Origin of the sequence: Pseudomonas sp. SBB6, assembly GCF_024213215.1 — a bacterium.
In the GTDB taxonomy this organism is placed as follows: domain Bacteria; phylum Pseudomonadota; class Gammaproteobacteria; order Pseudomonadales; family Pseudomonadaceae; genus Aquipseudomonas; species Aquipseudomonas donghuensis.
The window spans coordinates 536,745-562,178 of the sequence record NZ_JANAVH010000002.1 but is presented as its reverse complement, the minus strand read 5'-3'; the positions used below and the strand labels follow the sequence as shown (position 1 = coordinate 562,178).

29 protein-coding genes are annotated in these 25,434 nt (G+C 62.2%); 28 read left to right on the top strand and 1 reads right to left on the bottom strand.

Translation table 11 applies throughout. The features are described from left to right. Positions 1 to 12: 12 nt before the first annotated feature. Positions 13 to 1,218, bottom strand: coding sequence for a CmpA/NrtA family ABC transporter substrate-binding protein (locus tag NLX68_RS05845; protein WP_254283269.1), 1,206 nt, complete (start codon positions 1,216 to 1,218; stop codon positions 13 to 15). A 135-nt stretch (positions 1,219 to 1,353) separates the two neighbouring features. On the opposite strand from NLX68_RS05845, the gene NLX68_RS05840 reads away from it, so the two are divergent. From NLX68_RS05840 to NLX68_RS05705, 28 genes are all read left to right on the top strand, one after another. Then, positions 1,354 to 2,079, top strand: a complete 726-nt coding sequence (locus NLX68_RS05840) for a helix-turn-helix domain-containing protein (RefSeq protein ID WP_254283268.1) — start codon at positions 1,354 to 1,356, stop codon at positions 2,077 to 2,079. Between the two features lie 74 nt (positions 2,080 to 2,153). Then, positions 2,154 to 3,710: a type III secretion system outer membrane ring subunit SctC gene (gene sctC, locus NLX68_RS05835; protein WP_254283323.1), complete on the top strand. Its 1,557-nt coding sequence runs from the start codon at positions 2,154 to 2,156 to the stop codon at positions 3,708 to 3,710. Continuing rightward, complete coding sequence (gene sctW / locus NLX68_RS05830) at positions 3,707 to 4,807, top strand: type III secretion system gatekeeper subunit SctW (RefSeq protein WP_254283267.1); 1,101 nt, start codon at positions 3,707 to 3,709, stop codon at positions 4,805 to 4,807. The genes sctC and sctW overlap by 4 nt, the downstream gene beginning before the upstream one ends. Before the next feature lie 10 nt (positions 4,808 to 4,817). Then, positions 4,818 to 6,860 carry an EscV/YscV/HrcV family type III secretion system export apparatus protein gene (locus NLX68_RS05825; RefSeq protein ID WP_302056094.1) on the top strand — a complete coding sequence of 681 codons (2,043 nt, stop codon included), beginning with the start codon at positions 4,818 to 4,820 and terminating at the stop codon, positions 6,858 to 6,860. Between the two features lie 8 nt (positions 6,861 to 6,868). Next, positions 6,869 to 7,243, top strand: coding sequence for a hypothetical protein (locus tag NLX68_RS05820; RefSeq protein WP_254283265.1), 375 nt, complete (start codon positions 6,869 to 6,871; stop codon positions 7,241 to 7,243). Then, positions 7,240 to 8,529 carry a type III secretion system ATPase SctN gene (gene sctN / locus NLX68_RS05815; RefSeq protein WP_254283264.1) on the top strand — a complete coding sequence of 430 codons (1,290 nt, stop codon included), beginning with the start codon at positions 7,240 to 7,242 and terminating at the stop codon, positions 8,527 to 8,529. The genes NLX68_RS05820 and sctN overlap by 4 nt, the downstream gene beginning before the upstream one ends. Next, positions 8,513 to 8,968, top strand: a complete 456-nt coding sequence (locus NLX68_RS05810; RefSeq protein WP_254283263.1) for a hypothetical protein — start codon at positions 8,513 to 8,515, stop codon at positions 8,966 to 8,968. Before sctN ends, NLX68_RS05810 begins: the two co-directional genes overlap by 17 nt. Beyond that, the gene (locus NLX68_RS05805) at positions 8,956 to 9,720 is read left to right on the top strand and encodes a hypothetical protein (RefSeq protein WP_254283262.1); all 765 of its coding nucleotides are present in this window, start codon (positions 8,956 to 8,958) and stop codon (positions 9,718 to 9,720) included. The genes NLX68_RS05810 and NLX68_RS05805 overlap by 13 nt, the downstream gene beginning before the upstream one ends. Before the next feature lie 77 nt (positions 9,721 to 9,797). Further along, a complete protein-coding gene (locus NLX68_RS05800; RefSeq protein WP_254283261.1) occupies positions 9,798 to 10,604 on the top strand; it encodes a protein SpaO in 807 nt (268 codons plus the stop codon). Beyond that, positions 10,597 to 11,268, top strand: coding sequence for an EscR/YscR/HrcR family type III secretion system export apparatus protein (locus tag NLX68_RS05795; RefSeq protein ID WP_233674050.1), 672 nt, complete (start codon positions 10,597 to 10,599; stop codon positions 11,266 to 11,268). The genes NLX68_RS05800 and NLX68_RS05795 overlap by 8 nt, the downstream gene beginning before the upstream one ends. Beyond that, entirely contained in the window at positions 11,261 to 11,515 is a 255-nt protein-coding gene (locus NLX68_RS05790; protein ID WP_254283260.1) for an EscS/YscS/HrcS family type III secretion system export apparatus protein, read from the top strand. Before NLX68_RS05795 ends, NLX68_RS05790 begins: the two co-directional genes overlap by 8 nt. Beyond that, complete coding sequence (gene sctT / locus NLX68_RS05785; protein ID WP_254283259.1) at positions 11,515 to 12,294, top strand: type III secretion system export apparatus subunit SctT; 780 nt, start codon at positions 11,515 to 11,517, stop codon at positions 12,292 to 12,294. The genes NLX68_RS05790 and sctT overlap by 1 nt, the downstream gene beginning before the upstream one ends. Further along, a complete protein-coding gene (locus NLX68_RS05780) occupies positions 12,294 to 13,328 on the top strand; it encodes an EscU/YscU/HrcU family type III secretion system export apparatus switch protein (protein WP_254283258.1) in 1,035 nt (344 codons plus the stop codon). Before sctT ends, NLX68_RS05780 begins: the two co-directional genes overlap by 1 nt. An 81-nt stretch (positions 13,329 to 13,409) precedes the next feature. Then, a complete protein-coding gene (locus NLX68_RS05775) occupies positions 13,410 to 13,889 on the top strand; it encodes a SycD/LcrH family type III secretion system chaperone (RefSeq protein ID WP_254283257.1) in 480 nt (159 codons plus the stop codon). 5 nt (positions 13,890 to 13,894) lie between these two features. Beyond that, positions 13,895 to 15,637, top strand: a complete 1,743-nt coding sequence (gene sctE, locus NLX68_RS05770; protein WP_254283256.1) for a type III secretion system translocon subunit SctE — start codon at positions 13,895 to 13,897, stop codon at positions 15,635 to 15,637. A 10-nt stretch (positions 15,638 to 15,647) separates the two neighbouring features. Next, positions 15,648 to 16,700, top strand: a complete 1,053-nt coding sequence (locus tag NLX68_RS05765) for a cell invasion protein (RefSeq protein WP_254283255.1) — start codon at positions 15,648 to 15,650, stop codon at positions 16,698 to 16,700. A gap of 12 nt (positions 16,701 to 16,712) precedes the next feature. Beyond that, positions 16,713 to 17,732 (top strand): IpaD/SipD/SspD family type III secretion system needle tip protein, encoded by a 1,020-nt coding sequence (locus NLX68_RS05760; protein WP_254283254.1) that lies wholly within the window; start codon positions 16,713 to 16,715, stop codon positions 17,730 to 17,732. Then, positions 17,729 to 17,983: an acyl carrier protein gene (locus tag NLX68_RS05755; protein ID WP_254283253.1), complete on the top strand. Its 255-nt coding sequence runs from the start codon at positions 17,729 to 17,731 to the stop codon at positions 17,981 to 17,983. The genes NLX68_RS05760 and NLX68_RS05755 overlap by 4 nt, the downstream gene beginning before the upstream one ends. A gap of 148 nt (positions 17,984 to 18,131) precedes the next feature. Continuing rightward, positions 18,132 to 18,902, top strand: a complete 771-nt coding sequence (locus NLX68_RS05750; protein ID WP_254283252.1) for a winged helix-turn-helix domain-containing protein — start codon at positions 18,132 to 18,134, stop codon at positions 18,900 to 18,902. 45 nt (positions 18,903 to 18,947) lie between these two features. After that, a complete protein-coding gene (locus NLX68_RS05745; RefSeq protein WP_254283251.1) occupies positions 18,948 to 20,081 on the top strand; it encodes a PrgH/EprH family type III secretion apparatus protein in 1,134 nt (377 codons plus the stop codon). A 3-nt stretch (positions 20,082 to 20,084) separates the two neighbouring features. Further along, complete coding sequence (gene sctF / locus NLX68_RS05740) at positions 20,085 to 20,345, top strand: type III secretion system needle filament subunit SctF (RefSeq protein WP_115086034.1); 261 nt, start codon at positions 20,085 to 20,087, stop codon at positions 20,343 to 20,345. 42 nt (positions 20,346 to 20,387) lie between these two features. Continuing rightward, entirely contained in the window at positions 20,388 to 20,690 is a 303-nt protein-coding gene (gene sctI / locus NLX68_RS05735; protein ID WP_254283250.1) for a type III secretion system inner rod subunit SctI, read from the top strand. Then, positions 20,687 to 21,406 (top strand): EscJ/YscJ/HrcJ family type III secretion inner membrane ring protein, encoded by a 720-nt coding sequence (locus NLX68_RS05730; protein WP_254283249.1) that lies wholly within the window; start codon positions 20,687 to 20,689, stop codon positions 21,404 to 21,406. The genes sctI and NLX68_RS05730 overlap by 4 nt, the downstream gene beginning before the upstream one ends. Next, positions 21,390 to 21,953, top strand: coding sequence for a protein OrgA (locus NLX68_RS05725; RefSeq protein WP_254283248.1), 564 nt, complete (start codon positions 21,390 to 21,392; stop codon positions 21,951 to 21,953). Before NLX68_RS05730 ends, NLX68_RS05725 begins: the two co-directional genes overlap by 17 nt. Next, the gene (locus NLX68_RS05720; protein WP_254283247.1) at positions 21,931 to 22,635 is read left to right on the top strand and encodes a hypothetical protein; all 705 of its coding nucleotides are present in this window, start codon (positions 21,931 to 21,933) and stop codon (positions 22,633 to 22,635) included. Before NLX68_RS05725 ends, NLX68_RS05720 begins: the two co-directional genes overlap by 23 nt. A 58-nt stretch (positions 22,636 to 22,693) precedes the next feature. Beyond that, positions 22,694 to 23,026, top strand: a complete 333-nt coding sequence (locus NLX68_RS05715; protein WP_254283246.1) for a hypothetical protein — start codon at positions 22,694 to 22,696, stop codon at positions 23,024 to 23,026. 348 nt (positions 23,027 to 23,374) lie between these two features. Beyond that, the gene (locus NLX68_RS05710; protein ID WP_254283245.1) at positions 23,375 to 24,310 is read left to right on the top strand and encodes a hypothetical protein; all 936 of its coding nucleotides are present in this window, start codon (positions 23,375 to 23,377) and stop codon (positions 24,308 to 24,310) included. A gap of 38 nt (positions 24,311 to 24,348) precedes the next feature. After that, positions 24,349 to 25,371: a quinone-dependent dihydroorotate dehydrogenase gene (locus NLX68_RS05705; protein WP_254283244.1), complete on the top strand. Its 1,023-nt coding sequence runs from the start codon at positions 24,349 to 24,351 to the stop codon at positions 25,369 to 25,371. Positions 25,372 to 25,434 lie beyond the last annotated feature (63 nt).

Genomic DNA, 25,434 nt, shown 5'->3' with positions numbered 1-25,434 from the left:
CTTGCGTCTCCTTCAGGGGCGGGTGAGTGCAGCAGGCATTTCGGCCAGCGCATGCAAAGAGAAACTGCGGGCATATGCGCCAGGATCGCTGCCGTCCCAGTGGCGGCCATCGATCAGTTGGCTGCTGCGCATTTGCGTATCGGCACAGGGCACGCCAATCGCTGTGGCCGCATCGCGGTACAACGCGCGTTGCTGAACCGCACGGGCGACGCCCAGGTAGTCGGGGTCGGTGCGCAGCAGGCCCCAGCGCCGGAACTGGGTCATGAACCACATGCCGTCGGACAGGTAGGGGAGGTTGGCCCGCCCGTCATCGTGCACGCGCAAGGCGTGCGGATCCTGCCATTGGTTACCCAGCCCATCCTGATAGTGACCCAGCAGGCGTGGCTCGATGTGGGTCAATGGGGCGTCGAGATAGGCCTTGCCGCTGAGCAGTTGCGCGGTGTTGCGGCGATTCTCGCAGCTCTGTTCGATAAAGCGACTGGCGGCCAATACCGCCATGACCAAGGCCCTGGCAGTGTTCGGGTGCTGCTCGACGAAGGCCCGGGTGCAGCCCAGGACCTTTTCCGGATGGTCGGGCCAGATCGATTGGCTGGTGGCCAGGGTAAAGCCCTGCGCCTGTTCGACGGCGCCCGCCGACCAGGGCTCACCGACGCAGAAACCATCGATGCGTCCGGCCTGCAGGTGCGCCAGCATCTGCGCGGGTGGCACCACGACGCTGTGGACGTCGTGTAGCGGATGGATACCGTGGCTGGCCAGCCAGTAATACAGCCACATGGCATGAGTGCCAGTGGGAAAGGTCTGGGCAAAGGTGAGTTTTGTCCCGCTTTGGTGCACGAAGCGCCGCAGTGCTTCACCACTGGTCACGCCATGGCGCAGCAGGGCCGGCGACAGGTTGATGGCCTGACCGTTCTGGTTCAGGCCCATCAGCACGGCCATGTCGGTGGCGCCGCTGGCGTCGATGCCCAGTTGTAGGGCGTAGATCAGGCCGTACAGGCTGTGGGCGGCGTCCAGTTGGCCGTTGAGCAGTTTGTCGCGCAGGCTGGCCCAGGAGCTCTGGCGCCTGAGGTTCAGACTCAGACCGTAGGTTTGGGCGAAGCCCTGGGTGGCGGCGACCACCAGCGGGGCGCAATCGGTAAGCGCCATGAAGCCCAGCTCCAGTAGCGGTTTCTCCGGTGCGTCACTGCCATGGACCCAGGCCAGCGGATTGGCGCTCGGCATCTGTGAAGTTCTCCTGTGTGTTGTGCTTCTGGAGCAAGGCCTGTGCCAGGGCTCATCAGCTTTCCATCAGGATTGCCGGGCTGCGCTGGCGCACTGTGGCGAGCTTTCCACCTGTCGATGCCCAAGGAGGCCATGGTGTCTCAGCCGCTCCTGTCACTTGAACTGAACGAGTACCTGGCCGAAGGGGTCTGGCACGTGACGGTTGGCCGTCATCCGCTGCGCTGGCAGCAGGGGGTAACGCAATCGAGCGTGGCGCCAGGTTGGCAGGGGTTGCTGGCGATTACCGCTCACAGTCGGTTCAATGGCCTGCCGGCAGATCTTCGAGTCGTCCGCTGCCAGTCCCTGACCAGGCTGCAGGTGTTCATTGACCAGGGCGAGGTCGCGCAGCACCAGCCCGTGACCAGCACCGCGGCTGCCTGCTTGCCGTTGGCGTTTGATGTGGCCCGGGAGGCCCAGCTGCTTGAGTCCTGGTACATCCAGCAAGCGCTGGGTGCGAGCCTTGGCTTCGAACGCTTTGCCACAGCCTTGCGCAGCAGCGAGGAATACTGGTTGGTCCGCTATCTGCTCGAGCAAGGTACTGGTCAGGACAGCCTGCAGATGCTGGCCCGGCGTTATGGCGTGTCGGTGTCGCACTTTCGCCGCTTGTGCCATCAGGCATTGGGCGGGGCGACCAAGCCGGCTCTGCGCGGTTGGAGGGTAGCGCGGGCATTGCTGGAGAGCATCCGTGAAGGGCGCTCGTTGACTGAAGTCGCGCAGAATCAGGGGTACTGTTCGTCCTCGCACTTTTCGCGGGAGGTGCGTGAGCTGCTGGGTGTGGCGCCCAGCCAGTTGGGCGATATCATCGGGACCCTGCGTCCATGACCGGGGTGGCGCGTTTCGACAGCCGTGGGCTGATCTGGTGCTGCACCCTACTGCTGTGCCTGTTTCACAGTGCCATGGCGCATGCGGACAGCTACCGGGCGCGGGAAGAAAGCCTGCGCAGTTTCTTCGTCGCCCTCTCCGAGCCGCTGGGCAAGCCGATCATCGTCAGCAAGGCGGCTGCCGGCAAGCGTATCTCCGGTGATTTCGCCATGACCTCGGCGCAACAGGTGTTCGATCGCGTGGTGCGGCAGATGGGCCTGATCTGGTACAGCGACGGCCAGGCGATCTACCTGTATGACAGCGCCGAACTCAAGAGCGCGGTGGTCTCGTTGCAGAACACCAGCGTTGACAGCCTGCGCGCCTTCTTGCGTCGCTCCGGCCTGCTTGATGCCCGCTACCCACTACGTGGCGATGGCCGGCGCACGTTCTATGTCTCGGGGCCGCCGATCTATGTCGAGCTGGTCCAGCGCTCGGCGGCCTTGGTTGATCAGGAGCCGTCGCAGATCCTTCTGGGGCGCCAGCAGGTCGGGGTGATTCACCTGCTTAATACCTTTGTGGGGGATCGCCGCTATGAGCTGCGCGATCAGTCTGTCAGCATCCCGGGCATTGCCAGCGTCATCGAAAACCTGCTGCGCGACGAAAAAGCCCGGGTCGATCTGCGAGGCGAGCCCGGCTCAGTCGAGCAGGCGCCGGGCATGCTGACCTCGACGCTGAACGAGCAGTTGATCGAGGACGCCTGGGAGGGCGTGCGCCTGCCTGCGGAGCAAATGGCCGCGGCGAACATTCGTGTGGTCGCCTACCCGGATACCAACAGTTTGCTGGTCAAGGGCCTGCCCGAGCAGGTGCGCTTCATCGAAAACCTGGTCGAGGCGCTGGATACGCCCAAGCGCCATGTCGAGCTGTCGCTGTGGATCATCGACCTGCACAAAGAGGCGCTGGAGCAGCTGGGTATCGATTGGCAGGGGCAGGTCAACGTCGGAACGCAGTTTTCCATCTCGTTCAACGGTGGCTCGGCCACCACCCTCGATGGTCTGTCGTTCATCGCCCGGGTCTCGGCCCTGGCCCGTGGCGACCTGGCCAATGTGGTGGCACGGCCGGTAATCCTGACCCAGGAAAACGTCCCGGCGATCTTCGATAACAACCGCACCTTCTATGCGCCGTTGGTTGGCGAGCGCAGTGTCGATCTGCAGCATGTCACCTATGGCACCCTGGTCAGCGTGCTACCACGCTTTGCCTTGGGCGATGAAATCGAGATGTCGCTGAACATCGAAGATGGTAACGAGGTGGAGTCACGCCGTACTGATACAGTATTGCCGACGGTCGGCCGCACGCGGATCAGCACCGTAGCCCGCGTACCCCAAGGCAAAAGCCTGTTGGTCGGTGGCTTCAGCCGCGATGAAAGCGCCGAGCAGGTCGGCAGGGTTCCAGTGCTCGGTGCCTTGCCCTGGATCGGCCGGTTGTTCAGCTACCGTCTGGAGCGCTCGTCCAACACCGTGCGGGTGTTTCTCATTCAGCCGCGGGAAATTGGCGAGGCCCTGGCCTTCGACCCGCAGAGCCTGAAGCAGGAGCTGTTCGAAGCCGAACAGCACGAGCGCTTGCGCAAGGCCTTCCTGCGCGTGGTGTCGCTGTGATTACCGGTTTACCCCATCTGAGCGGGCGTGCCGCGCAGGCACGGCTGAGCCGGGAGCTGGCGGCCGAGAGCCAGGCGCCGACGGCCGAAACACAGGATGACAGCCAGGATCCGCGCAATAACCTGTTGCAGCATGCGGTGCAAAGCAGTGATGACCTGGCCCAGGTCATGGCGCAGTTTCGCCGCCGCCAGTTCGAGCTCAAAAACGAGTCGGCCAGCGAGTTGTTCGAGCGCGTGCTCGAAGACGACGCCCCGCCCAAGGCGCGCCAACTCCAGGCCCTGGCGGCGGACCGGCAATTGCCCCTGAGGCTGCTGCTGCAGGAAGCGACGCGGCTGTTTGCCGATGACAGTGACCTGGCGCTGATCCTCGGTCTGTTGTTGCGCCAGTCCGACTTGCCAAATGAAACCCGCAAGCGCCTGCTGCAACTTGAGCAGGCATTGCGTGAGCGAGCCTGTCCCAAACGTCTGCAAGCGGGCATCAACACCGCGCTCAAGGCGCGGCTTTATGGGCGCCGCATGGCCGTGCGCGCCGGTGCCCTGCGAGAAAACTACCGGGACTTTCTTGAGTCCGACGGCGAGGCTGCCGACCACTACGAACAGTGGATCGGACTGTATGGGCCCGAGCACCGCCACAGCGTCCTTAGCTTTCTAGAAGAAAGCCTGCTGACCGATATCCAGGGCCAAGACCCCAGTTGCAGCCTGCACGAGTTCGGCCCGCTGCTGATTCTGCTCGGGCAGTTGAAACGGTTACGCTCGGCCGATCGCAGTTTCGTTGGTGCGTTACTCGGGCGCTTCGCGGTCAGCGAGCTGGACTGGCTGGTCCTGCTGCTCGGCGTTCTGCGCTACCCCCATGCACTGGATGAATTGCTGCAGCAGGCGCTCGGCCCGATGTTGCTGCAGGTCGATGCGGTTGCCCGCGCCGGCCTCTTGCAGTGCGTGCGCCGGGCCTGCCTGACGCTGCCGGAGCAACTGTTCAGCGAAGAGCATGCCTTGCTGTATCTGGCTGAGCGTTTCGAGCACCTGGCCGACAGCAGTTTCGCTGCTGAAGTGCTGTTGCAACGTCACCTGCACGGCCTGCCGTCGGCGTTGCGAGGGTGACCCCATGGCATTGCTGAACCTCTGGTTGGCCAGGCTCGCCGCGCGTCCGGAACTGCTGATTCTGGCGTTGATGGTCATGATCATCGCCATGCTGATCATTCCTCTGCCGACGGTGCTGGTGGACTTTTTGATCGGCCTGAACATTGTCCTGTCCTTGTTGATTTTCATGGGCTCGTTCTATATCGAGCGCATTCTCAGTTACTCGACCTTTCCGGCCCTGTTGCTGCTGACCACCCTGTTTCGCCTGGCCCTGTCGATCAGCACCAGCCGACTGATCCTGACCCAGGCCGATGCTGGCGAGATCATCGCCTCGTTTGGCGAGTTCGTGATTGGCGAGAACCTGGTGGTGGGCTTCGTTATTTTCTCGATCGTCACCATTGTCCAGTTCATCGTGATAACCAAAGGCTCGGAGCGGGTGGCGGAAGTTGCCGCGCGCTTTTCCCTGGATGGCATGCCGGGCAAGCAGATGAGCATTGATGGCGACCTCAAGGCCGGCGCCATCGACGCCGCCCAGGCGCGGGCCAAACGTAGCGAGCTGGAGCGTGAAAGCCAGCTGTATGGCTCGTTCGATGGTGCCATGAAGTTCATCAAGGGCGACGCCATCGCCGGCATCGTGATCATCTTCGTCAACTTCATTGGTGGCATTGCCATTGGTGTCGGGCAGTTGGGCATGGACCTGTCCACGGCGCTGTCGACCTTCACCCTGCTGACCATCGGTGATGGCCTGGTGGCGCAGATTCCCGCGTTGCTGATTGCCATCGGTGCCGGGTTCATTGTCACCCGCGTCAACGGTGACGAGCAGAACCTGGGGCGCAACATGCTCAGCCAGGTGCTCGGCAACCCCTTCGTGCTTGGCGTCAGTGCCTTGCTGGCGCTGGGCGTCGGTTTGCTGCCGGGTTTTCCGCTGGCGGTGTTCGTGTTCATTGCCATTACCCTGGTCGCTGTGCTCTGGCGCCGGCGCCGCCGGGCGCAGCAGGTTGTGACAGGAGAGGGCGCAAGCCCCCAGCCCGCTGGCGACACAGGATCGGCACAGGGGTTGGTTGATATCGACAACCTGAACACCGAAACCCTGCCGCTGCTGTTGCTGGTCCCGTCAACCCGGCTGGCCGAATTGCAGCAGGCACGCTTCACCGAGCGCTTGCGCAGCCAGTTCTTCATCGACTACGGCTTGCGTGTTCCGCTGCCGCACCTGCGGGCGGCGCAGACCTTGCCCGAGCACCAGGTCACTATCCTGATCAACGAAGTGCGCGCCGACCAGTTTGACCTGTTCTTCGAGTATCACCGCTTGCTCGATTTCGCTGAGCAGTTGCAGGACTCGGGGATCGAGATCAAGCGCGGGCACGACAGTAATAAAGTCGAAAGCCTGTGGGTCGCCGACAGCCAGAGCCAGGCCATCGCCGCTCTCGGTTATCCGTTGCGGGCCGCCCAGCAGGAGCTCTATCACAGTCTGGCGGTGGTGCTGGCGCGCAATATCCAGGAGTTCTTCGGCGTCCAGGAAACCAAGAACCTGCTCGATGAACTGGAAAAGCAGTACCCCGACCTGCTCAAGGAAGTCTACCGCTACGTCACCGTGCAGAAGATCAGTGAAGTGCTGCAGCGGCTGGTTGCAGAGCGCATTTCGGTGCGCAACATGAAGCTGGTGATGGAAACCCTGGCGCACTGGGCCTCGCGCGAGAAGGACACCCTGGCCCTGGTCGAACATGTCCGCGGCGCACTGGCCCGCTACATCAGCAACAAGTTCGCTCGGCAGGACACGCTCAACGTGCTGTTGCTCGGTGCCGAATTCGAGGAGGTGGTGCGTTCGGCCGTGCGCCAGACCTCGGCAGGCAATTTCGTCAACCTTGATGCGGCCCAGGTCGAAGAGCTGCTCGATCGCGCCGGCGCGGGCCTGAGCGACCTGTACATCCCGCACAAGGACCTGGTGTTGCTGTGTTCGGTGGATGTCCGGCGCTACATCAAGAAGCTGATTGATGGCCGCTTCAGGGAGCTGGACGTGATGTCCTTCGCTGAAGTCGCCGAGAACATTTCGGTCAACGTGATCAAGACACTCTAGGAGTAGGTATGGCAACTGTTGATAACCTGTTGCGTGGCACCTTGCGCCAGCATCACCACGGCGACACGCGTCTTGAACGGCTGCTGGATGACCTGCCGGACATCAGCATCAGCGAGCAGGCAGGCGATATCTGGTTTTCCGCAGCGGCTGTGCCATTGACGCCGGCCTTGCTGCGCTGCCATGCCGACCCGATCCTGCAACTGCTGATGCGCCCCAGTGCCTTTGCGCGTAACCAACAATTACAGTTGTTTGGCCAGGGCGACAGCCTGGAGCTGCGCATGCTGCTGGCCGACCAGGCCCACAGCAGTGTCCAGGGCTTTGCCATGGCCCTGGACGAGTTCTTTGGCGTGCTTCTGCAACTGCGCGCCCTCGTGCTGCGATGACGCTGCTGCAACTGGCCCGCCAGGGCGCGCACCCGCGCCGTTCGCTCGGGCCCCTGCTTGAGGTGCCGCTGGCCGGCGTGGCCATCGGTGAGCTGTGCGAAGTCTTTCAGCATTGGCGCGACCCCGTGCCGCGAGCCTGGGCCCAGGTCATCGGCTTCAATGCCGAAGTGGCGCTGCTGAGCCTGCTGGGCGAGCCGCAGGGGTTGTCGCGCCAGTCACTGGTAATGGCCACGGGGGCACCGATGCACCTTTACTGTGGCGATGATCTGCTCGGCGCCGTACTGGATGCCCGCGGGCAGGTGGTCGAGCGCCTGGCGCCGGCCCAGGGCCTGCCGGTTTACCACTATGGTCTGGACAACCCACCACCGCACTATAGCCAGCGCCGTCCGGTCAGCCAGCGCCTGGACACGGCGATCCGCGTGATTGACACCCTGCTGACCTGCGGCGTCGGTCAGCGGGTGGGTATTTTTGCCGCGGCCGGTACCGGCAAGACCTCTTTGCTCGACATGCTGGTGGAGCACAGCGAGGCGGACGTGTTCGTCATCGGCCTGATCGGCGAGCGTGGCCGCGAAGTCGCGGAGTTCGTCCAGCGCCTGCGCGGTTCGGCGCGCAGTAGCCGCAGCGTGGTGGTACAGGCCAGCTCCGACAGCGCCGCGGTCGATCGCTGTAACGCGGCCCTGGTGGCCACCAGTGTCGCCGAGTATTTCCGCGACTGCGGCCAGCGTGTGGTGCTGCTGATCGATTCGTTGAGCCGCTATGCCCGCGCTCGTCGCGACCTGGCCCTGGCCGCCGGTGAAGCACCGGCGCGGCGCGGTTATCCGGCCTCGGTGTTCGAAGCCTTGCCGCGCCTGCTGGAGCGCCCGGGGGTGACGGCCAGCGGCAGTATCACGGCGTTCTACACGGTGCTGCTGGAAAGCGACGACGAGCCCGATCCACTGGCCGAGGAAATCCGCTCGATCCTCGATGGGCATATCTACCTGAGCCGCGAGCTGGCTGGCAAAGGCCACTTTCCCGCTATTGATGTGTTGCGCAGCACCAGTCGGGTTGCCCATCAGGTGTGCAGCGTCGCGAGTATTGCCCTGGCCGGCCAGGCCCGCGAGTGTCTGGCCCGGCTGCAGGCCATGCGCTTGCTGCTGGAACTGGGCGAGTACCAGAGCGGCGTCGATCCACTCAATGACCAGGCGTTGGCGCGTCGTGATGACTTGCAGCAATGGCTGCGCCAGAGCAGCGATCAGGCCGTCACGGCCGACGACGCGGAGCAGGCCCTGCATGCGCTGTTCACCTGAGTGGCAGGCCTGGCTGCGCCTGGGCGAAGGGCGCTTGCAGGCGTTGCAGCAGCACCTGGCGTGCAACGCCCAGCAGTTGCAGGAATTGAAGCTGCAGGCGGGCGAGCTGCAGCAACAACAGGCAACGCTGCGCCAGTTGCGGGTCGAGGAGCCGGGCCAGCGGCTCAGTCACAGCCAGTTGCTCGATCTGTTGCGTCGCCAGGCCTTGCTGCGCCGCCAGGCCCAGGTGTTGACCCTGGAACTGGAGCAGATCAGCCATCGACAGCAGCAACTGCAGCAGCAACAAGCAGACAGCCAAAAGCAGATGAGCGCCTTGCAGCGCCGCCATGACAAGTATCAGCAGCATCTGCAGCAGTTGCATCGGCAATGGCTGCTGCAACGCCAGGAAGACAACGAACTGGATGAGCAGAGGCTCAAGGGCAAGGTATGGAACGAATGATCACATCGGTCGGAAATCGCAACGCGCTGCACCTTGATCTGGAAACGCTGAAGCCGCAAGCGCTCGAGCTTCCACTTGAACTACCAGAAATGCCCGAAGCTGTTGTGCAGGCCCTGACAGCTTTTTTTCTGCAACCGCAGCTGAGCCTCACACCGCAGGCAAAGGCGGTGGTTGCCGACGTAGCGCAAACGCCAACCCTGTCTGCTGTAGCGATGCCGGTTACTGGCGAGCAGCAGCGTAGTCCGCCTGTTGCGGGACCCGTGCTGAGCATCGAGAGCCCATTGCCCGCAATACCGGCGCCAGCGCAAGCACCGGTGCTCGAAACCGATAGTGAAAGGGCCGCCGTACCCGGCGCCGTACTGGCCAGTCCTGTGGTGGTTGTCGAGCCACTTCGACCTGTACCTGGCGCTGCGCAATCTGCGCTGCAGGGCAAACCATCGCTACCCACGCTGCCGCCTGCCGCCCCGATGCTGCCGATCGCCCCCGCGTCAACCTGTGCGCCGGGCGAGGGTTTGCGGGTGCCGTTCAACAACGGTCGGGTCAGCGGCAGCTTGCTGGTCACGGGCAGTGAAAGCACGCAGGGCATGCTGCTGACCCCCAGCAACAGCCTGGTGCTGGAGCAGTTGCGCGAACCTCTGGCGCGGCTGGATCAGCCCGCCTGGCGCTTGGCAGAGCGCGCCGGCGAGCATCCACAGGAGCGTGGGCAGCCGAACCAGGACGAGCTGGATGATGAGCAGGAGGATCCGCGTTGAGTGCGCTCGCCCTGCGCCAGGTTCACCCCCAGGCAACGCTTCAGCGGCGCTTGCTGCGCCATACAGGGCAGCTGCAAATGAGCACACTGCCCGCAGACACCGACTGCCTGCTGTTTCGCGCCCATTGCGCCTCGGGCCGGTGGTCAGGGCTGGTGGTTGCCACCCTTTGGCTGGAGCAGCGTCTGCCGCAACTGTCGGCTCTGTTACTGCGCCCACCGTGCACGGAACACATCCGCCAACTGTTCGAACGCCTGCCGCAGCCCGTACCCGCGCCGCTGCCGGCATTGGCCTACGAGCGCCTGGAGTCGGTCGAACGCGTGACGGGCGCAGCGTTTTCACACTGGCCGCTGCCGGTGCTCAGCAGCGCTGCGGGGTCGCTGTGGCTGAGCGAACTGCCCGCAGCGTTGCCGCTGCCCGAACCGGTACTTGAGCCGTGCTCGGGGCTGCCTGCCAGCCTTGAGCTGTTGCTTGGCTTGAGCCAGTGGCGACCGGTGCTGCCACCGGTCGCGGGCGACCTGTTGCGCATTCTTGATTTCACTCCGCACTGGCGTCTGGGCGGCCGCTTCGGCGGCGCGTTCAGTTTCATTGAGCAAGGAATACACATGACCACTGACCCTTCCCCCGATCCCGAGCAGGCATGCACAGAGCCATTGCTGGCGGCATTGCCGGTGACCCTGGAGTTCTTTCTGCCCGCCGTCGACCTGAGCTTTGCCGAACTGGCCGCGAGCCTCGAGAGCGGCCTGCTCAAGCTCGACCCGCAGGCATTGCAGCAGGTCCAGGTGCGTGCCAACGGGCAGTGGCTGGGCTGTGGCGAGCTGGTGCGCCAGGGCGAGCAGCTGCTGCTCGAGTTGCATCAGGTGCGGGATATGCCAGGCAATGAATGATGTTTCGCTGATCGCCATTCTGGCCTTCGCCTCGCTGTTGCCGTTTCTGGTGGCCGCAGGCACCTGCTACCTGAAGTTCTCGATTGTCTTCGTGATCGTGCGCAACGCCCTGGGGTTGCAACAGGTGCCTTCGAACATGAGCCTCAATGCCATTGCGTTGATGCTGGCAATCTTCGTCATGACCCCGGTGGTGCAGCAGGGCTACAGCTATTACAAGGAGCATCAGGTCGCGTTCAACGACATCGAGGCGGTGGTGGACTTTGCCGAGAACGGCCTGGGCAGCTACAAGCGCTACCTGCGCCAGTACACCGACCCTGAGCTTGCTCAGTTTTTCGAGCGCGCCCAGCACAGTGGCCAACCAGGCGCGGATCAGTGGCACGATGAGCAGGCCGAGCCTTCGCTGTTCGCCTTGTTGCCGGCCTACGCCCTGAGTGAGATCAAGAGCGCCTTCAAGATCGGCTTCTACCTGTACCTGCCGTTTGTCATCGTTGACCTGGTGATCTCCAGCCTGTTGCTGGCGCTTGGCATGATGATGATGAGCCCGGTGATCATCTCGGTGCCGATCAAGCTGGTGCTGTTCGTTGCCCTTGATGGTTGGGCCTTGCTCTCCACTGGCCTGGTCGAGCAGTACCTGGCCGTGCGTGGGCAGGTGGAGCATGGGTGAGCTGGTGTACGCGGGCAACAAGGCGCTGTACCTGATTCTGCTGATGGTGGCGTGGCCGGTGGTGGTCGCCACCGTGGTCGGCCTGTTGGTGGGCCTGTTCCAGACGGTCACCCAGTTGCAGGAACAGACCTTGCCGTTCGGCTTCAAGTTGCTTGCAGTCTCGCTTTGTCTGTTTTTGCTGTCTGACTGGTACGGCGAGGTGCTGCTCGGTTTCAGTCGTGAAGTGCTGCAGTTGGCGTTGCGCTGATGGCCGCGGGGCTGTTTTTTGAACTGCACAACCTGATGGCCGTGGCCTTGCTGGGGGTGGCAAGGCTGGCGCCGCTGTTTTTCATGATGCCCTTCCTCAACAGTGGGGTGCTGACCGGTGCGCCGCGCCAGGCGGTGCTGTTCCTGCTGGCACTGGCGCTTACGCCGTTGATCGGTGAGCAGTTGCCGGCGCTCGACAGCCTGGCGTTTCTGGGCCTGCTGTTGCGTGAAGCGGGCATCGGCACCTTGCTCGGTTGCTTGCTGTGTTGGCCGTTCTGGGTTCTGCACGGCATGGGCAACCTCATCGACAATCAGCGTGGGGCGATGCTCAGTAATGTCATCGATCCGGCCAACGGCGTCGACAATTCGGAGTTGGCGGGTTTTCTGCAGATGTTTGCCGCTGTCATCTACCTGGAAGGTGGCGGGCTGTTGTTGATGCTCCAGGCGATCGAGCTGAGTTACCAGCTCTGCGATCCCGGGCGCAGTTGCGGGTTTTCGTTGTCGGCTGTCGCGGCGCTGCTGGATGCCATCGTCGCCAAGACTCTGGCGATCAGTGCGCCGGTGGTGGCCGCATTGCTGCTCAGCGAGGCCCTGCTCGGGCTGTTGTCACGCTATGCCCAGCAGATGAACGCTTTCTCGGTTTCGCTGACCATCAAGAGCCTGGTGGCGCTGGTGGTACTGCTGCTGTATTTCGGCACGCATTTGCCCGAGGAAATCATGCGCATGGCCGCGGTACCTCAATACCTGCCGCAGTACCTACAGGCAGAGGAACCGCACTGATGTCCTCCAGTGCCTCGAAAACCGAAAAGCCCACGGCCAAACGCCTGCGCGATGCCGCCCGCAAAGGCCAGACTTTCAAGGCCCGCGACCTGGTCACCAGTTGCATGATGCTCGTGGGCCTGGCCTTCATGCTCCACGATGCCCGCGTGCTGGAGATCATGCAGGTGTACCGGCAGATCCTGGCCAGTGGCATGGAGGATGATCTGGCGCAGTACACCGCCAGCCTGCTGCGTCTGGCCCTGGAACTGATCCTGCCGATGGTGCTGGTCTGCACCCTGGGCAGCGCCTTGCCGGCCCTGGTGCAAACTGGCTTTCGTCTGGCCAGCGAAGCGCTGAAGCTCAACCTGGGCGCCTTGAATCCGATCAACGGATTCAAGAAGCTGTTCAGCGTACGCACGCTCAAGGACACGCTCAAGGCGCTGCTGTACCTGGGTTGCTTCGCCCTGGCCCTGTGCCTGATGTGGTGGCAGTACCGGCAGGTGCTGTTTGCTCAGTTGCATGCCTCGCCGCTGGCGCTGCTGGCGATCTGGGGTGAGCTGCTGTTCGCCTTGTTCATGCTGATCCTCGGCTGCATCGTGTTGATCGTGGTGCTCGATGCGCTGGCGGAGTACTGGTTGTTCATGCGCGAAATGAAGATGGATCTGCATTCGGTCAAGCGCGAGCACAAAGAACAGGACGGCGATCCACAGATCAAGGGCAAGCGTCGCCAACTGCATCAGGAGCTGCTCAATGAGCAGGTGCGTTCCGACGTGCGCAACTCGCGGATGATCCTGGCCAATCCCACCCATATCGCCATCGGCATCTACTTCCGCCCGGAGGTCAGCCTGCTGCCGTTCATCTCTGTCATCGAGACCAACCAGCGCGCCCTGGCGGTGCGCGAGTATGCCAAGGAGGTCGGGGTGCCGGTGATCACCGACGTCAACCTGGCCCGGCGCATTTTCAAGACCCATCGGCGTTACAGCTTCCTGCAGGTGCAGGAAGTCGAGCAGGTGTTGCGTCTGCTGGTCTGGCTCGAGCAGGTCGAGCAGGCCTGAGGCCTGGTAATGAGCGTTATATGGCAGCGAGCGTTATGGGTATCTGGCCCAATGCAAACGTTAGCTTCGAGGAGGGTTTCGATGAAAGGCGACAAGACACGGGATGAGGCCACCGCCCTCGGCGTAGTCGATGCGGTGATGGCCGGTGCGAGCCTCAAGGATCTGCGAGGCCTGGAGGACGCGCAGATGGACAGCCTATATGCCTTTGCCTACCAGTTTTACGAGCAAGGACGGTTGGACGATGCCGAAAAGTTGTTTCATTTCCTGTGCATCTACGACTTCTACAACCCTCAGTACTGGATGGGCCTGGCCGCGGTGCACCAGCTCAAGCGCCATTACGACAAGGCCATTGACCTGTACGCCGTGGCCTTTGCCCAAAGCCGCAAAGACTATCGGGCATTGTTTCACAGTGGCCAATGCCAGTTGGCTGCGGGCAAACCGGGTAAAGCGCGCCTGTGTTTCGAGTATGTACTCAAGGATAGCGATGACCCTCAATTGAAAGCACAAGCGCAGGCGGGGCTGGATGCACTGGCAGTCTTGCGTACCCAAGAGCAGGAGTAACTCAGGTGAATATCGATTCATTGTTCAAGACCGCGGCGCAGTCCGCCGCCGAATCTTCGTCCCCCTACGCCGCTGCCGCCGCTTTCGCGGCGCGCACCGAAACGTTAGCCCTGGCCGCAGCAAGCGGATTGGCCTCGGTCAATTACTCCGGTACCGGCCAGTCGGTCGCCGGACGTCCCCAGTTGACACCCCCGGCGACACCATCGGCGGGCGCGGAGGCGAACTTTATAGCGGTAATGGCTTCGCTCGCCGCGCAACTGGATAATTTCGAAGGGCACAAACGTGCGCGGTCTTTGAATCAGACGCTGGAGCTGTTCCAGGCGCGTCAGAATGGCTTGGCCCAGCTTTCTGAGCACTATGCCGCGGCGGTTGAAGCGCTGGCAGCAGCTGAAGCGGATGTGGCAGTCAGTCATGAGCAGTTGGCCCAGGCGCAAGCACGGGTGGCGCATACCTATCAGCAGTTGCGCGAAAGTGACGAGCGCTTGAGCGGGTTGCAGCCAGGGACGCCCGAGCATGACGCTGAACTGGTTGTACAGCAGCAACTGCGCACTCAGTTGCGCGGCGCCGAGCAGCATCTGCGAACCACCCTGGAACAGCATCGCCTGATTGTGGCAACCGCGGATCAAGCGGCAAGCAAGGTTCAGGACAAGGCCGCTCAGGTTCAGCAAGCAGGGGTGGGCGGGGATCCGCTCAAGGCCATCAGCCAGCGCCTGCTCGATGTTTCAGCCCAGGCGTTGCTGCTTCGCTTGCAGACCATCGATCTGCTCGGTGAGTCCGCGCAGGAGGCGGAACAGTTCAGCCGCGACCTGTTCCAGGCGCTGCAGAAGCAGGTTCAGGAGCATATGCAGGTCGAATCCGACAAGTACTTGGAGGAAACGCGCAAAGCTGAAGCGGCCGAGAAAACCGGCAACTGCCTGAGCAAAATCCTCGGGCCGCTGATTGCGGTGGTGGCGACTATCGTCGGCGTGGTGGTGGCCGCGGTTTCGGGAGGCGCCTTGGCCGGTGTGGCGGCGGCCCTGATTGGTGTGGCGTTGCTGGCCAGCGAAAAACTGGTTGAGCACACCACGGGTGTCTCGATCATGGGCGAGGTTACCAAGCCGTTGATGGCGGTCATGCAGGAAGCCATCAAGTTGTTCACCAAAATCTACGCCGAGGTACTCAAGGGGGTCGGGATTTTCAGTGAGAAAACCGCGCAGCGAATCGCCGAGATCGGTGGAATGATCGCTGGAATCTTCGCCACCATCGCTGCTGTGGCGTTGGCTGCGATGGCCGCAGGGGCTGCCTTGGGGCCAGTGATTTCCAAGGTTGCGGCAAAAATAGGCGAGATGATCAGCAAAATGCTCCCGACCCTGGTGCAGACCCTGCAGCAGGCGGCAAGCACAGTGGGCAGCAGCCTGACCCAGGCGCTGGGCAAATTGAGCAAGGCGCTTGGGCTGAGCGTCAATAAAACCACCGCTTCGCTTTACGCCACCCGTGCAGAGATGGCGTTGGCAGTCGTCGAGGTCGGCAGCGTGGCGGCGCAATCGACGTTTCAGGTAAAGGGGGCCGCGCACCAGAGACAAGCGGCAGATCGCCTGGCCGAAGTCGAGCTTTCCCGCAGTGTCAATGAGGCGATTACCCAGTACATGGGGGAGTTGCTTGAGCGCTTTGGCGAGTGGATGCGAGCACGAGAGAAGGAAGTGGAGCAAGTGCTCCAGGACCTGCAGAAAAGGGGTGCGACCAGCCAACAAATGGCCAGGAATATCTAAGGAAGCTTTCATGACCACTATTAATACCGTAGCCCCTGTAAGACCTGTATTTGTCGATGGTTCGAGCCAGCGCGATGCGCTTCGCGACATCGCCTCAGTGCTCGACTCATTGAGATTGGGGCAAGGCCAGGTACTTGCTTCGTCAGTCATGCCGCTGGCATTTCTGAGCCTGGATCAGGTCGTGCAATTGATGGCGAGTGAGGATTCGAGCGCGGTTGATGAATTGGCCAGTAAGTTGAGCGAACGCGTGTTGGATACCCTCGACACGCTGAGCTTCGATCCTGGGGCCTGGGAGGAGCATGCAAACATTCTGCGCGATGCGCTCCTGACGATAATGGCGGTATTGATAGCCAATGCTGCGTCGCGTGGCCAGTTTGCCACGATTGTCGCCAAGGTGGCTGAGCAGAATGCGCAGGCGATCATCGATGGGGGCCAGGCGCAGTTCATGAGTGCAATCAGCGGTGCGGTGCTGGCGGGGGCAATGTCGATTGGCGGCGCCACCCATAGTTTCAAGGGGCTTGCAGCCAAGCATGCGGATATCAGTACCACCAAGCGCACCGCCATGGACGCCAATAATATTGGCAACGATCTAACGGCAATGCGTGCGCGTACCGATTTTGAGCCGGGTGTGCCGACAAAGGTGCGCACACTGAACGACAAGGGGGCGCCTCACGAGTCGGAGTTCATTCCTAAGGGAGCGAAACCCAGCACAGATGAACTGGCCTGGTTTGATCGTGAGATCCTCAAGGCGCGCAAGCAGGCCCAGGAGTCCGAGTGGCTCGGTGCGATGAATGAGAAAGGCTACATGAAGCCGCAGCTATATGGGCAGATGATCAACTCATTGGCGATGACGGTCAGCAATGCGGTATCGAGCGCAGTGCGTCTGGGTGAATACCAGGCGCGTTCGCGAGAGGTGCTGCTACAAAGCGCCCAGAGCCTGGTCAAAGGCCTGGCTGATGAAGTGGCACAAAAGAATGGCGGGGATACCAGCTTGCTCAACAAGCTGATGGACATGGTCCTGCAGTTGTTGCAATCGCGCGCCAATGCGTCGGCCATAAAATAAAATGGGGGCAGCATGAGCACCGCAATTAACAGTACGCCGCACCATCCCCTGAGTAGCGAGCACTCGCACGCACCTGAAACGCTTGCTTTCGAGGTGCCGCACGCTGCGCCAATGCCCGTGCCTTTGTCAAAAAACGGTGTGCCGGGACGCTTGGCGAGTGTGCAGCTATTGGAAAATGCCCATCAGGCGCTGCAGCATCAATTGGCAACGGAGCTCAATGCCGCCGAGGAAGTGACCCAACGCATCAGGTTGAGTTTTGTCCAGCAGGAGGTTCATGTGTTTGCCAGTACGGTGGAGTGTTGCACGGCAACGCTTGCCGAGGCTGGCCGTCTGCGAGCGGATCAGCACCTGCAGACAATGGCCGAGGCTATCAACAAGGACCTTCCTGCGGAGCTGCAAGACACGCCGATGGCGGCAAACGAGTTCTTTGACAAGTTGATTGACCTGATTGGCATCATCAAGGATCAGTACCTGGGCGCTTACACCCATATTCTCGATGCCTATCAGAAGTTTTTTGCGGCATTTACCAGCAACGTGACCAGCGAAATGTGGGATTGGGTCGCCGCCGGCAATGAGGGGAAAGATATTTACTTCAGCGGTGACCTGTTCCATGCGGCATTCAATGAATTACAGCGGGAGTTCTCATTGCCCAACAGTGCCGCCATCCTGTTCCCGGCACCGGGCAGGCCTGCGGCCAGTCAACAAGACGCCATAAAATGGCAGCTGGCCCTGGGCCTGCCGCCCGACACCGTGCAAAGGTCACCCAGCGGCGGCTATGTCGTGGTAATGGACTTGGGGCCGCTCAAAGAACTCAAGGATGGAACGCCAAACAGGTTTGTGACCTGGGACCCCGCCAGGTTTCAGGTCTGGCAATCGGGCTTCAACGCACAGGAGGAGCGGATGAAAAACCAGTTGCAGTCCTTGGGTCAGAAGTATTCCAACGCTAACAGCTATCACGACAACTTCAACAGGACCCTGTCGGCGCACCTGAACCAGTTCGCCGACATGCTCAAGCACATGAGTACCTGGTGAGTTCGCCACTGGAGCAGCAGGTCATCGCCGTACTGATGACCTGCCTGGGTGTCGATGCAGGGCAGGTGACGCGCGAGGCCGACCTGGTGCATGACCTGGGCTGTGATTCGCTGAACATCGTCGAGATGGCCGAGGCACTCAATGAGTGTTTCGACCGGCGGCTGGCCCCTGAGGCGGTCAGGCACTGGCGCTGTGTTGGTGACGTGATTCGAACGGTTCAGCAGGCACTGCAAGGGTGTTTAGCCGAATAGTCCTACATCGTCCTACGGATTAGCTTTGGTGCGTCCGTACCCTTATGCCTACATTTTTGCCGGGAAGGAATTCTTATAGTCATTGGCCTGCGAGTAGCCCACGGAGTGCTTGCAGGGCATTCGAACAATAATGACAGGCCCCGCCCCGATGACCGCCTTTTACAACCCCCCCAACACTGTCACCTACGCATTCGAGGGCTGGCGCCTGTGCCCCGATGGTGTGCTGTGGTACGACGAACAGGGCCAGCACCTGCCGCCCAAGGAACGCCAGGTCCTGCGTCTGCTGCTGGCCAATGCCGGTACGCTGGTATCCAAGGACAGCTTGCTGGACGCTGTCTGGCCAGGCCTGGATACCGCTGAAGAGTCGCTGACACGCTGCATCTGCGTATTGCGCAAGTTGCTCAAGGACCGTCGCCATTTCATTGTCACCGTTTACGGCCAGGGCTATCGGTTCACTTGCCCGGTGCAACACATGTCCAACGCGCTCGCCGGTTGCCCGGGTTTGCCTACCCTGGCCATCCTGCCGTTGCGCGGCGGGCAGCCACTCGAGACGCTGGTACTCAACGAAACCATCAAAGGTGTGGTGCGCAATGCCTTGCAGCGGCGCGTCGAACTGTTGTCCCTGTCGGTGGCCAGCCTGTGTGCAACCCCCCTGGAAGCCATCGACCTGATCGAATGCTTGGCACCGGGTTACTACCTGTGTGGTTATTGCGTCGATACCGAGGGTTACCACCAACTGGCGGTTGAACTGGTCAGGGGACATGATCACCGGATAGTGGATTGCCGACGGTTCGCCGGGTGCCGGCAACAGGTGCTGGGCCAGTTGCTGGCATTTCTCGAAGCGAATTTCCCGATACTGGCAGCAGATGCCTGGCAATCATCAGATTCTCATCAGGATCGCAGGCGCCAGCTCTCTTAGGCTTTGCTCTGTTCGTGCTTGGTCACGTTTTTCTAGAGTGCTGGTATGCAAGAGACCTCGATAGATTCCTGTGTCATGCGCGTGTTCAATGGCCCTATGGCCGGTTGCGAGTTCAGCCTGGCAGCCGGCCCAGGCCCGACCCGGGTGATGGTCGGGACGGCTGACGGGCTGGCTGCCGCCACCGGGCAGGCGTTGTTCATACTGCTGGAGACGGGCGGGTGCAGTTTCGAGGTCATGCTCGGCGAGGCGAGGCAATCGGTGCGGGTAAGGCCGTTGCAACCTCCATCAGCGTCATGGCAGCTCTGGCCTTTGCAGCAACGGCAGCAGATCGGTGGATTGCAGGTTGCGTTTCGCTTGAGTTCACAAGAATGGAATGTGCAAGACGCCGCTACGAGGTCGGGCAACGGGAAAAATCGGCTTGGCTCGTTGCGCGTCACCAGCGCTGGGTTTGCGTTGTGCCTGCTAGTGGTTTCGTTGGGCGTCTGGTCGCTGCCGGACCGTACCGTCTCGGCACAGCAGCGCAGTGTCACGGCGCTGGTCAGCGCTCAGGCGCAAGTGGTGCAAGGGCGCGATCAGTTGCTCTACGTGCTGGTCGACTCGCTACGCGAAGCAGCCTGGAATCGTCAGGTCCTGATGCGTCACCAGTTGGGCGGTGTCGCGGTCATCGTGATGGCCCAGGAACAGCAACGGCTGGAGCAGCAACTGCGGGCGTTCGAACCTGGGCTGGCGATCCGGCTGCTCGACCTGAGCGAGCCGCAGCGGCCGTTGCTGGTGCTTGCCGGCAAACCGCCGGAGCAACCCCTGAAGAGCCGTCTCGAGCAGCAATTGCTACGGCTTGCTCCCTACGCCGGGCACCTCGAGTTTCGGCTGCAGGACGACAGCGCAAGCATCGATCAAGCGCTTGCCGGCCTGCGTCAGCTGGGTGTGCCGTTCCGGCGCAGTGACCAGTCGGGCAGTGTTGCCTTGCGCATCGAGGGCAACTTGCAGGACAGCCAGCTGGAAGCGACCCGGCGCTTCATTCGCCGATTCGAGCAGCAATGGGGCTCGGGCTTTGTGCACTTTTCCATCGTCCTTCAGGACGACCGGCTCAAGGGTCTTTCATACCAGGCGGGCGAGCAGGGGTACATCAAATCCTCGTCTACCTCCTGGCAATTTCATTCCCCCCATACAGGCAGTTGAACCATGCGCAGCATTTCAGATCCGGTCCAGTTCCATGATGATTTTCTCGGGCGTCAGGCGGATGCCTTCGAGCAGGGCGCGCAGGGGTTGAAAGAAGCCCTGGATAAAGCGCTGGAAGACTTGCAGGCCGATGCTTCCGACCCGACATTGCTGGCCGCGTATCAGGCGGCGTTCTCTTCCTACACCGTATTTCGCAATGCGCAGACCAACACGGTCAAGGGCTTCAAGGACATCGACATGGCGATCATCCAGGCAGCTCGTTGATCGTCCCGGTGGATGGTCACTCATTCAGGAGTATTTGCATCAATGGCTATCGATTCCATTGCCGGCCTTGCACCGCGCCAGATTCACACGCTGCACCAAGGTGCTGACAGCGCTCCGGTGTCCTTGCAGGACCGCTTGCTGCAAACCTTCGCTGAGTCGGCCCAGGCTAGCGATCTGCATGTTGCCGGTATCGAGCAACTGTTGCAGCGTCCCGACATCACCAGCCCGCAGGTGTTGGCGCAGTTGCAGGAACAGACCGGGCAGTACAACGTCGATATCAATCTGCTCAATACCCTGGTACGCAAAGTCGTCGGCACTGCCGAAACCTTGTTGCGTCAGTCATGAGGTGGCTGCTCGGGTTGTTGCTGTGCCTGTTCTTGCTCGGCTGCCGCCAGCCGTTGCTGTTGCAGGGGCTGGATCAGCAGCAGGCCAATGAAGTGGTGGCCTTGCTGCAGCGCAACAACATTGCCGTGCAGAAAGTCGATACCGGCAAGAGCGGTTACACCGTACTGGTCGCGCAGATGGATTTCCCGGCTGCTGTTGACCTGTTGACCCAGTACGGCCTGCCGTCAAGGGCAAGAATGCAGGTGGCGCAAATGTTTCCTGCCGACGCCCTGGTGGCTTCGCCACGGGCGGAGAAGGCGCGGTTGTACTCGGCCATCGAACAACGTCTGGAACAGTCGGTGACGGCGCTGAATGGTGTGGTCTCGGCACGGGTGCATGTCAGCTATGACCTGGCCGCCGGTGAAGGAGGGCGCAGCAGTGCGCCGGTGCATCTGTCGGCGTTGGTCGTGCACGAACCAGACAGCGAGGTCGATATTCTGATCGACGATCTCAAGCGCTTTCTCAAAAACAGCTTCAGCGAAGTGGATTACGAGCGCATATCGGTGGTGTTGACGCCGCGTGTGGCGATCCAGCACCACTCGCCGCACGGCATGCAAGCGAGCCGTATGCCGGGCCCTTGGCTGTGGATGCTGTTGTTGTTCATCGTCGGCCTTGCAGGCGGTGGGGGGTGGCTATGGTACCAGCGGCGGGAGGCCGGTGATGTCGCCGTCAGTTGAGTGGATCGATCAGATTGCCCGGCAGCCATCGCGCTACCTCAGTGCCGAGCGGCTCCAGCTGCCTGACGCGTTGCGCAGCGCCGCGGTGATGCAGGTCGTGGACGAGATGCTGGTGCAAGGGCTGGATCTGCCGCCCATGCCGCAGACCTGGCCGGATAACGACATTACCCGATTATGGCTTGAGCACTGGCTGCTGTTGCCCCAGGTGGCGCGCCTGCTCGGTGCTTATCGGCTGTGGCCGGCATTGGTCGACGGGGCTGCGACCGATCGGTTGCCAGCGGCACAGCGCTCGTTCGCCAGCTGCGCGCTGGGTGCCCGACCATGGTTCGATGAGTTATCGAGCCTGGACCTGCAAGCGCGCCTTGAAGCGGTCGGGCTCAATGCCTTGCTGGCCTGGCAGGCGCAGATACCGGTGGCCCTGGTGGCGCGACTGGCCCTGCAGTTCTCAACCGATGTGGTTGCCCGCCAAGCCGAGCTGCCGGCAGCGCAAGCGGACCACGGACTTTTACGGATGGCCGTACAGCATGCTCGATTCATTGCGCTGTGAAAACGCACTCCCGGGCCTGGATCCGGTGCAGGTCCGTGCAGCCGAGCGGGCCCTGGCGCGACACTGCCAGGCCCTTGAACAGCAGGCCCGGCAAGCGGCCAAACAACAGGTCGCCGAGGCACACAAGCACGCTCATGCAGTGCGTGAGGCGGCCAGGCAGCAGGGTTATGCCGAGGGCGTGTTGCACGCCGCGCAGGACCTGGCTGACGCCTTGCTGCAGAGCCAACGCTTGGCCGAGCAAGTGCGCCGTGAACTGATCGAGACGACGCGCGGCCTGCTGCGCGAGGTGTTTGGGCAGGCCGAGTGGCTCGAGGCGCTTGTCGATGGTTGGCCGGCAGCGGCCGTCGACATCGGCCAGCCCTTGCAATTGCAGGCGCCCCTGCACAGCAAGGGCGCGCACGCCCGAATCGTGAGGGCAATGGGCCGCCAGTGGCTGGGCGAGCTGCAGGTCGACTACCAGCAGCAAAGCCATTATCGCCTGCACCTGGGTGAACTGGCCCTGGAGTTTCATCCCGAGGTGATTGAAGTGCAGCTGGCCGAGCGGGTGCTGATGCGCTGCGACGGCCTGGCACGGCTAGACACCCAGCTGGATCACGCCGCACGGGTGACCCTGGCGGATAGCCTGCAGCGCTGGTTGGCAACGCCTGAACAGGGCGAGGAGGCAAGCCAGGATGCGTGTTGAGGGTACCCCAGCAGCGTCGCTGCATGTAACAGAGGCGGTGCAATCCCTGGCGTCGCGAATGTCCCAGGCGCCGCTGCAGTTCGACGCTTTGTACCAGCAGTTGCGCACCCTGAGCGGGCAGGGCGCACAGGCGTTGCACCAGTGCATCCGCGACTGGCCGGACGGCCAGGGCGGCGGGCCGGCTTATCGCACTGTCGCCGCGCAGTTGGCGGTGGTCTTGCAGGTCTTGCAACAGCTCAAGGCTGACGGGCTGGAAGAGGATCTGCTGTATCAGGAGATGCGCGGTGTGCATACCCGGGTGTTCGGTCTCGAGTTGCAGATGAAGGCGTTTTTGCAACAGGCGATGAATCCGCAGTGGGATGAGGACAGTCGGGAAGAGGTTGAGTGGTAAGCGGGCGGTGTTCCCAACAAGAAAGAGGTAGTGCCAATGGTTGATTCAGTCAGCAGTGCCAGTCAAACCAGCTTTGTGCCGGTCGAGGCTCCAGAGCAGCCAACGACATCAGAGTATGTTGTCATCGATATGCCAGCGGATTTTGACCCGATTGACTTGCTGGGTCCGCAAGCGCATTTGGGTCGTGAAGAGAAAGATGTCTGCATCGATATCCTCCGGACACTTGAAGACTTTGAGCGGCAAATAACCTTGTCTGCACCGGATACCCAGGCAGTAGAGTCCTTTGTAGCAGGCGTTGATTCGCAGAGTGGGGTGTTAGCTCACCAGCAGGGGCAGCCTCTGGAGACCGTGCCCCAACGCATCGGTGCCCTGGCGCAATTTCTGCAAACGCAACTTCGCGAAACCCTGGACAACCTGCCGCGTCCGGTCAACAACCTGTTGGTATCCACCGCTTTCAACCTGCCATCGGTCTGCGCCCTGACCATGGCCCGCAGTGCGCTCAGCGCTGCAGTCGCCGAAGGCGTGTCAGGCTCGGCAGCGATCATCACCGGTGCCGCCTGCTCGGCGTTGCCTTTGCTGTTGACCCTCGCCGCTGCCGGGCACCATCTCTACAACGGCACTGCCACACCCGCCTACCTGGCCTCACAAGGCGCGTTTCTCGCGGTTTCGGCGCTGGTCCTCGGCGCCGCCCTGGCTACTGGGCCGGCGACGATCTTCGCCGGGTTGGCCGGATCGGCGCCGGCGGTAGCCCTGTATTGCCTCAGTCGCGACCTGTTGCAGCCGTTTCACGGGCTTGGCAGCAATACCGGGCTGAGCCTGCCGGTCAACCTGGTCGATGGCATCGCCTATGGCGCCCTGCAGTTCGCTGCCGGGGCCGCGGCGCTGTGGACGGATTCGGGCCTGGTGGGGGCCTTGATCAATGGCTTGATCGAAAGCGTTGAGCCTGCCCTCAATGAAGAGCTTTCAGCGTGGATGCACGGGCGCGACGAGGCAGTCGACGAGCAGTCGTTCAGGCTCAACTACGAAGTGCAGGTTCCCGGCTGGCGGCAAATCGTTACCCGTCTGGAAAACACTGGCATCCCACGCATGACCGCCTTTGCCATCATCTCCACCGGCGTGGCCACCGCCCAGCACATCGGCGCGATGGGCCTGAATGACAGCCAGAACTACTGGCTGGCCAACGGGACAGGGGCGCTGCTGGCCACTTATATCCTGACTCCGTTCTATCAAAGCCACGCCCTGCAACCCGGCGAACTCGCCGAAGTGGTGGTCACCCGGCTATAATCGCCAACCCTTCGCCGCCACCCGAGTTCACGCCGCCCATGTATACCCTGGCCCGCCAGTTGCTGTTCAAGCTCTCCCCGGAGACTTCCCATGACCTGTCCCTGGACCTGATCGGCGCCGGTGGCCGCCTGGGCCTAAACGGGCTGCTGACCAAGGCGCCGGCCTCTTTGCCGGTCACCGTCATGGGCCTGAACTTTGCCAACCCGGTCGGCCTGGCAGCAGGCCTGGACAAGAACGGCGCGGCCATCGACGGCTTTGCCCAACTGGGTTTCGGTTTTGTCGAGATCGGCACCGTCACCCCGCGTCCGCAACCGGGCAACCCCAAGCCGCGCCTGTTCCGCCTGCCGGAAGCGCAAGCGATCATCAACCGCATGGGCTTCAACAACCTGGGTGTCGACAACCTGCTCAATCGGGTACGTGCGGCCAAATACCGCGGCATTCTCGGTATCAACATCGGCAAGAATTTCGACACTCCGGTCGAACGCGCGGTCGACGACTACCTGATTTGCCTCGACAAGGTCTACGACCAGGCCAGCTACATCACCGTCAACGTCAGCTCGCCCAACACCCCGGGCCTGCGCAGCCTGCAGTTCGGCGATTCGCTCAAGCAACTGCTCGACGCCCTGGCCGAGCGCCGCTCGCAATTGGTGACCGAACGCGGCAAGCATGTGCCGCTGGCAATCAAGATCGCCCCGGACATGAGCGATGAAGAAACCGCGCTGGTCGCCTCGGCCCTGGTCGAATCGGGCATGGACGCGGTGATCGCCACCAACACCACCCTTGGCCGCGAAGGCGTCGAAGGGTTGTTGCATGGTGATGAGGCGGGTGGCCTGTCAGGCGCGCCGGTGCTGGAAAAAAGCACCCATATTGTCAAGGTGCTGGCCGGCGAGCTGGGCGGCAAGCTACCGATCATCGCCGCAGGCGGGATTACCGAAGGCAAGCATGCGGCGCAGAAGATTGCCGCCGGTGCCAGCCTGGTACAGATCTACTCGGGGTTCATCTACAAGGGGCCGGCCCTGATCCGCGAGGCAGTGGACGCCATCGCTGCCTTGCCACGCTAAAACGGCAGGCATAAAAAAGGGCCCCCTCAAGGGGCCCCTGGGCCTTAGCCCGCCGCCCGGATG

Bases quoted from the DNA above. Each gene is read 5' to 3' on its own strand.
- NLX68_RS05820 (WP_254283265.1), top strand. From the start codon at position 6,869: ATGGCAACTGTTGATAACCTGTTGCGTGGCACCTTGCGCCAGCATCAC.
- NLX68_RS05775 (WP_254283257.1), top strand. From the start codon at position 13,410: ATGAAAGGCGACAAGACACGGGATGAGGCCACCGCCCTCGGCGTAGTC.
- NLX68_RS05720 (WP_254283247.1), top strand. From the start codon at position 21,931: ATGCTCGATTCATTGCGCTGTGAAAACGCACTCCCGGGCCTGGATCCG.
- NLX68_RS05845 (WP_254283269.1), bottom strand. From the start codon at position 1,218: ATGCCGAGCGCCAATCCGCTGGCCTGGGTCCATGGCAGTGACGCACCG.
- NLX68_RS05805 (WP_254283262.1), top strand. From the start codon at position 8,956: ATGGAACGAATGATCACATCGGTCGGAAATCGCAACGCGCTGCACCTT.
- NLX68_RS05810 (WP_254283263.1), top strand. From the start codon at position 8,513: ATGCGCTGTTCACCTGAGTGGCAGGCCTGGCTGCGCCTGGGCGAAGGG.
- sctN (WP_254283264.1), top strand. From the start codon at position 7,240: ATGACGCTGCTGCAACTGGCCCGCCAGGGCGCGCACCCGCGCCGTTCG.
- sctC (WP_254283323.1), top strand. From the start codon at position 2,154: ATGGCGCATGCGGACAGCTACCGGGCGCGGGAAGAAAGCCTGCGCAGT.
- NLX68_RS05795 (WP_233674050.1), top strand. From the start codon at position 10,597: ATGAATGATGTTTCGCTGATCGCCATTCTGGCCTTCGCCTCGCTGTTG.
- NLX68_RS05760 (WP_254283254.1), top strand. From the start codon at position 16,713: ATGAGCACCGCAATTAACAGTACGCCGCACCATCCCCTGAGTAGCGAG.
- NLX68_RS05730 (WP_254283249.1), top strand. From the start codon at position 20,687: ATGAGGTGGCTGCTCGGGTTGTTGCTGTGCCTGTTCTTGCTCGGCTGC.
- sctI (WP_254283250.1), top strand. From the start codon at position 20,388: ATGGCTATCGATTCCATTGCCGGCCTTGCACCGCGCCAGATTCACACG.
- NLX68_RS05725 (WP_254283248.1), top strand. From the start codon at position 21,390: ATGTCGCCGTCAGTTGAGTGGATCGATCAGATTGCCCGGCAGCCATCG.
- NLX68_RS05790 (WP_254283260.1), top strand. From the start codon at position 11,261: ATGGGTGAGCTGGTGTACGCGGGCAACAAGGCGCTGTACCTGATTCTG.
- sctT (WP_254283259.1), top strand. From the start codon at position 11,515: ATGGCCGCGGGGCTGTTTTTTGAACTGCACAACCTGATGGCCGTGGCC.
- NLX68_RS05745 (WP_254283251.1), top strand. From the start codon at position 18,948: ATGCAAGAGACCTCGATAGATTCCTGTGTCATGCGCGTGTTCAATGGC.
- NLX68_RS05780 (WP_254283258.1), top strand. From the start codon at position 12,294: ATGTCCTCCAGTGCCTCGAAAACCGAAAAGCCCACGGCCAAACGCCTG.
- NLX68_RS05705 (WP_254283244.1), top strand. From the start codon at position 24,349: ATGTATACCCTGGCCCGCCAGTTGCTGTTCAAGCTCTCCCCGGAGACT.
- NLX68_RS05715 (WP_254283246.1), top strand. From the start codon at position 22,694: ATGTCCCAGGCGCCGCTGCAGTTCGACGCTTTGTACCAGCAGTTGCGC.
- NLX68_RS05800 (WP_254283261.1), top strand. From the start codon at position 9,798: ATGAGCACACTGCCCGCAGACACCGACTGCCTGCTGTTTCGCGCCCAT.
- NLX68_RS05765 (WP_254283255.1), top strand. From the start codon at position 15,648: ATGACCACTATTAATACCGTAGCCCCTGTAAGACCTGTATTTGTCGAT.
- NLX68_RS05750 (WP_254283252.1), top strand. From the start codon at position 18,132: ATGACCGCCTTTTACAACCCCCCCAACACTGTCACCTACGCATTCGAG.
- sctF (WP_115086034.1), top strand. From the start codon at position 20,085: ATGCGCAGCATTTCAGATCCGGTCCAGTTCCATGATGATTTTCTCGGG.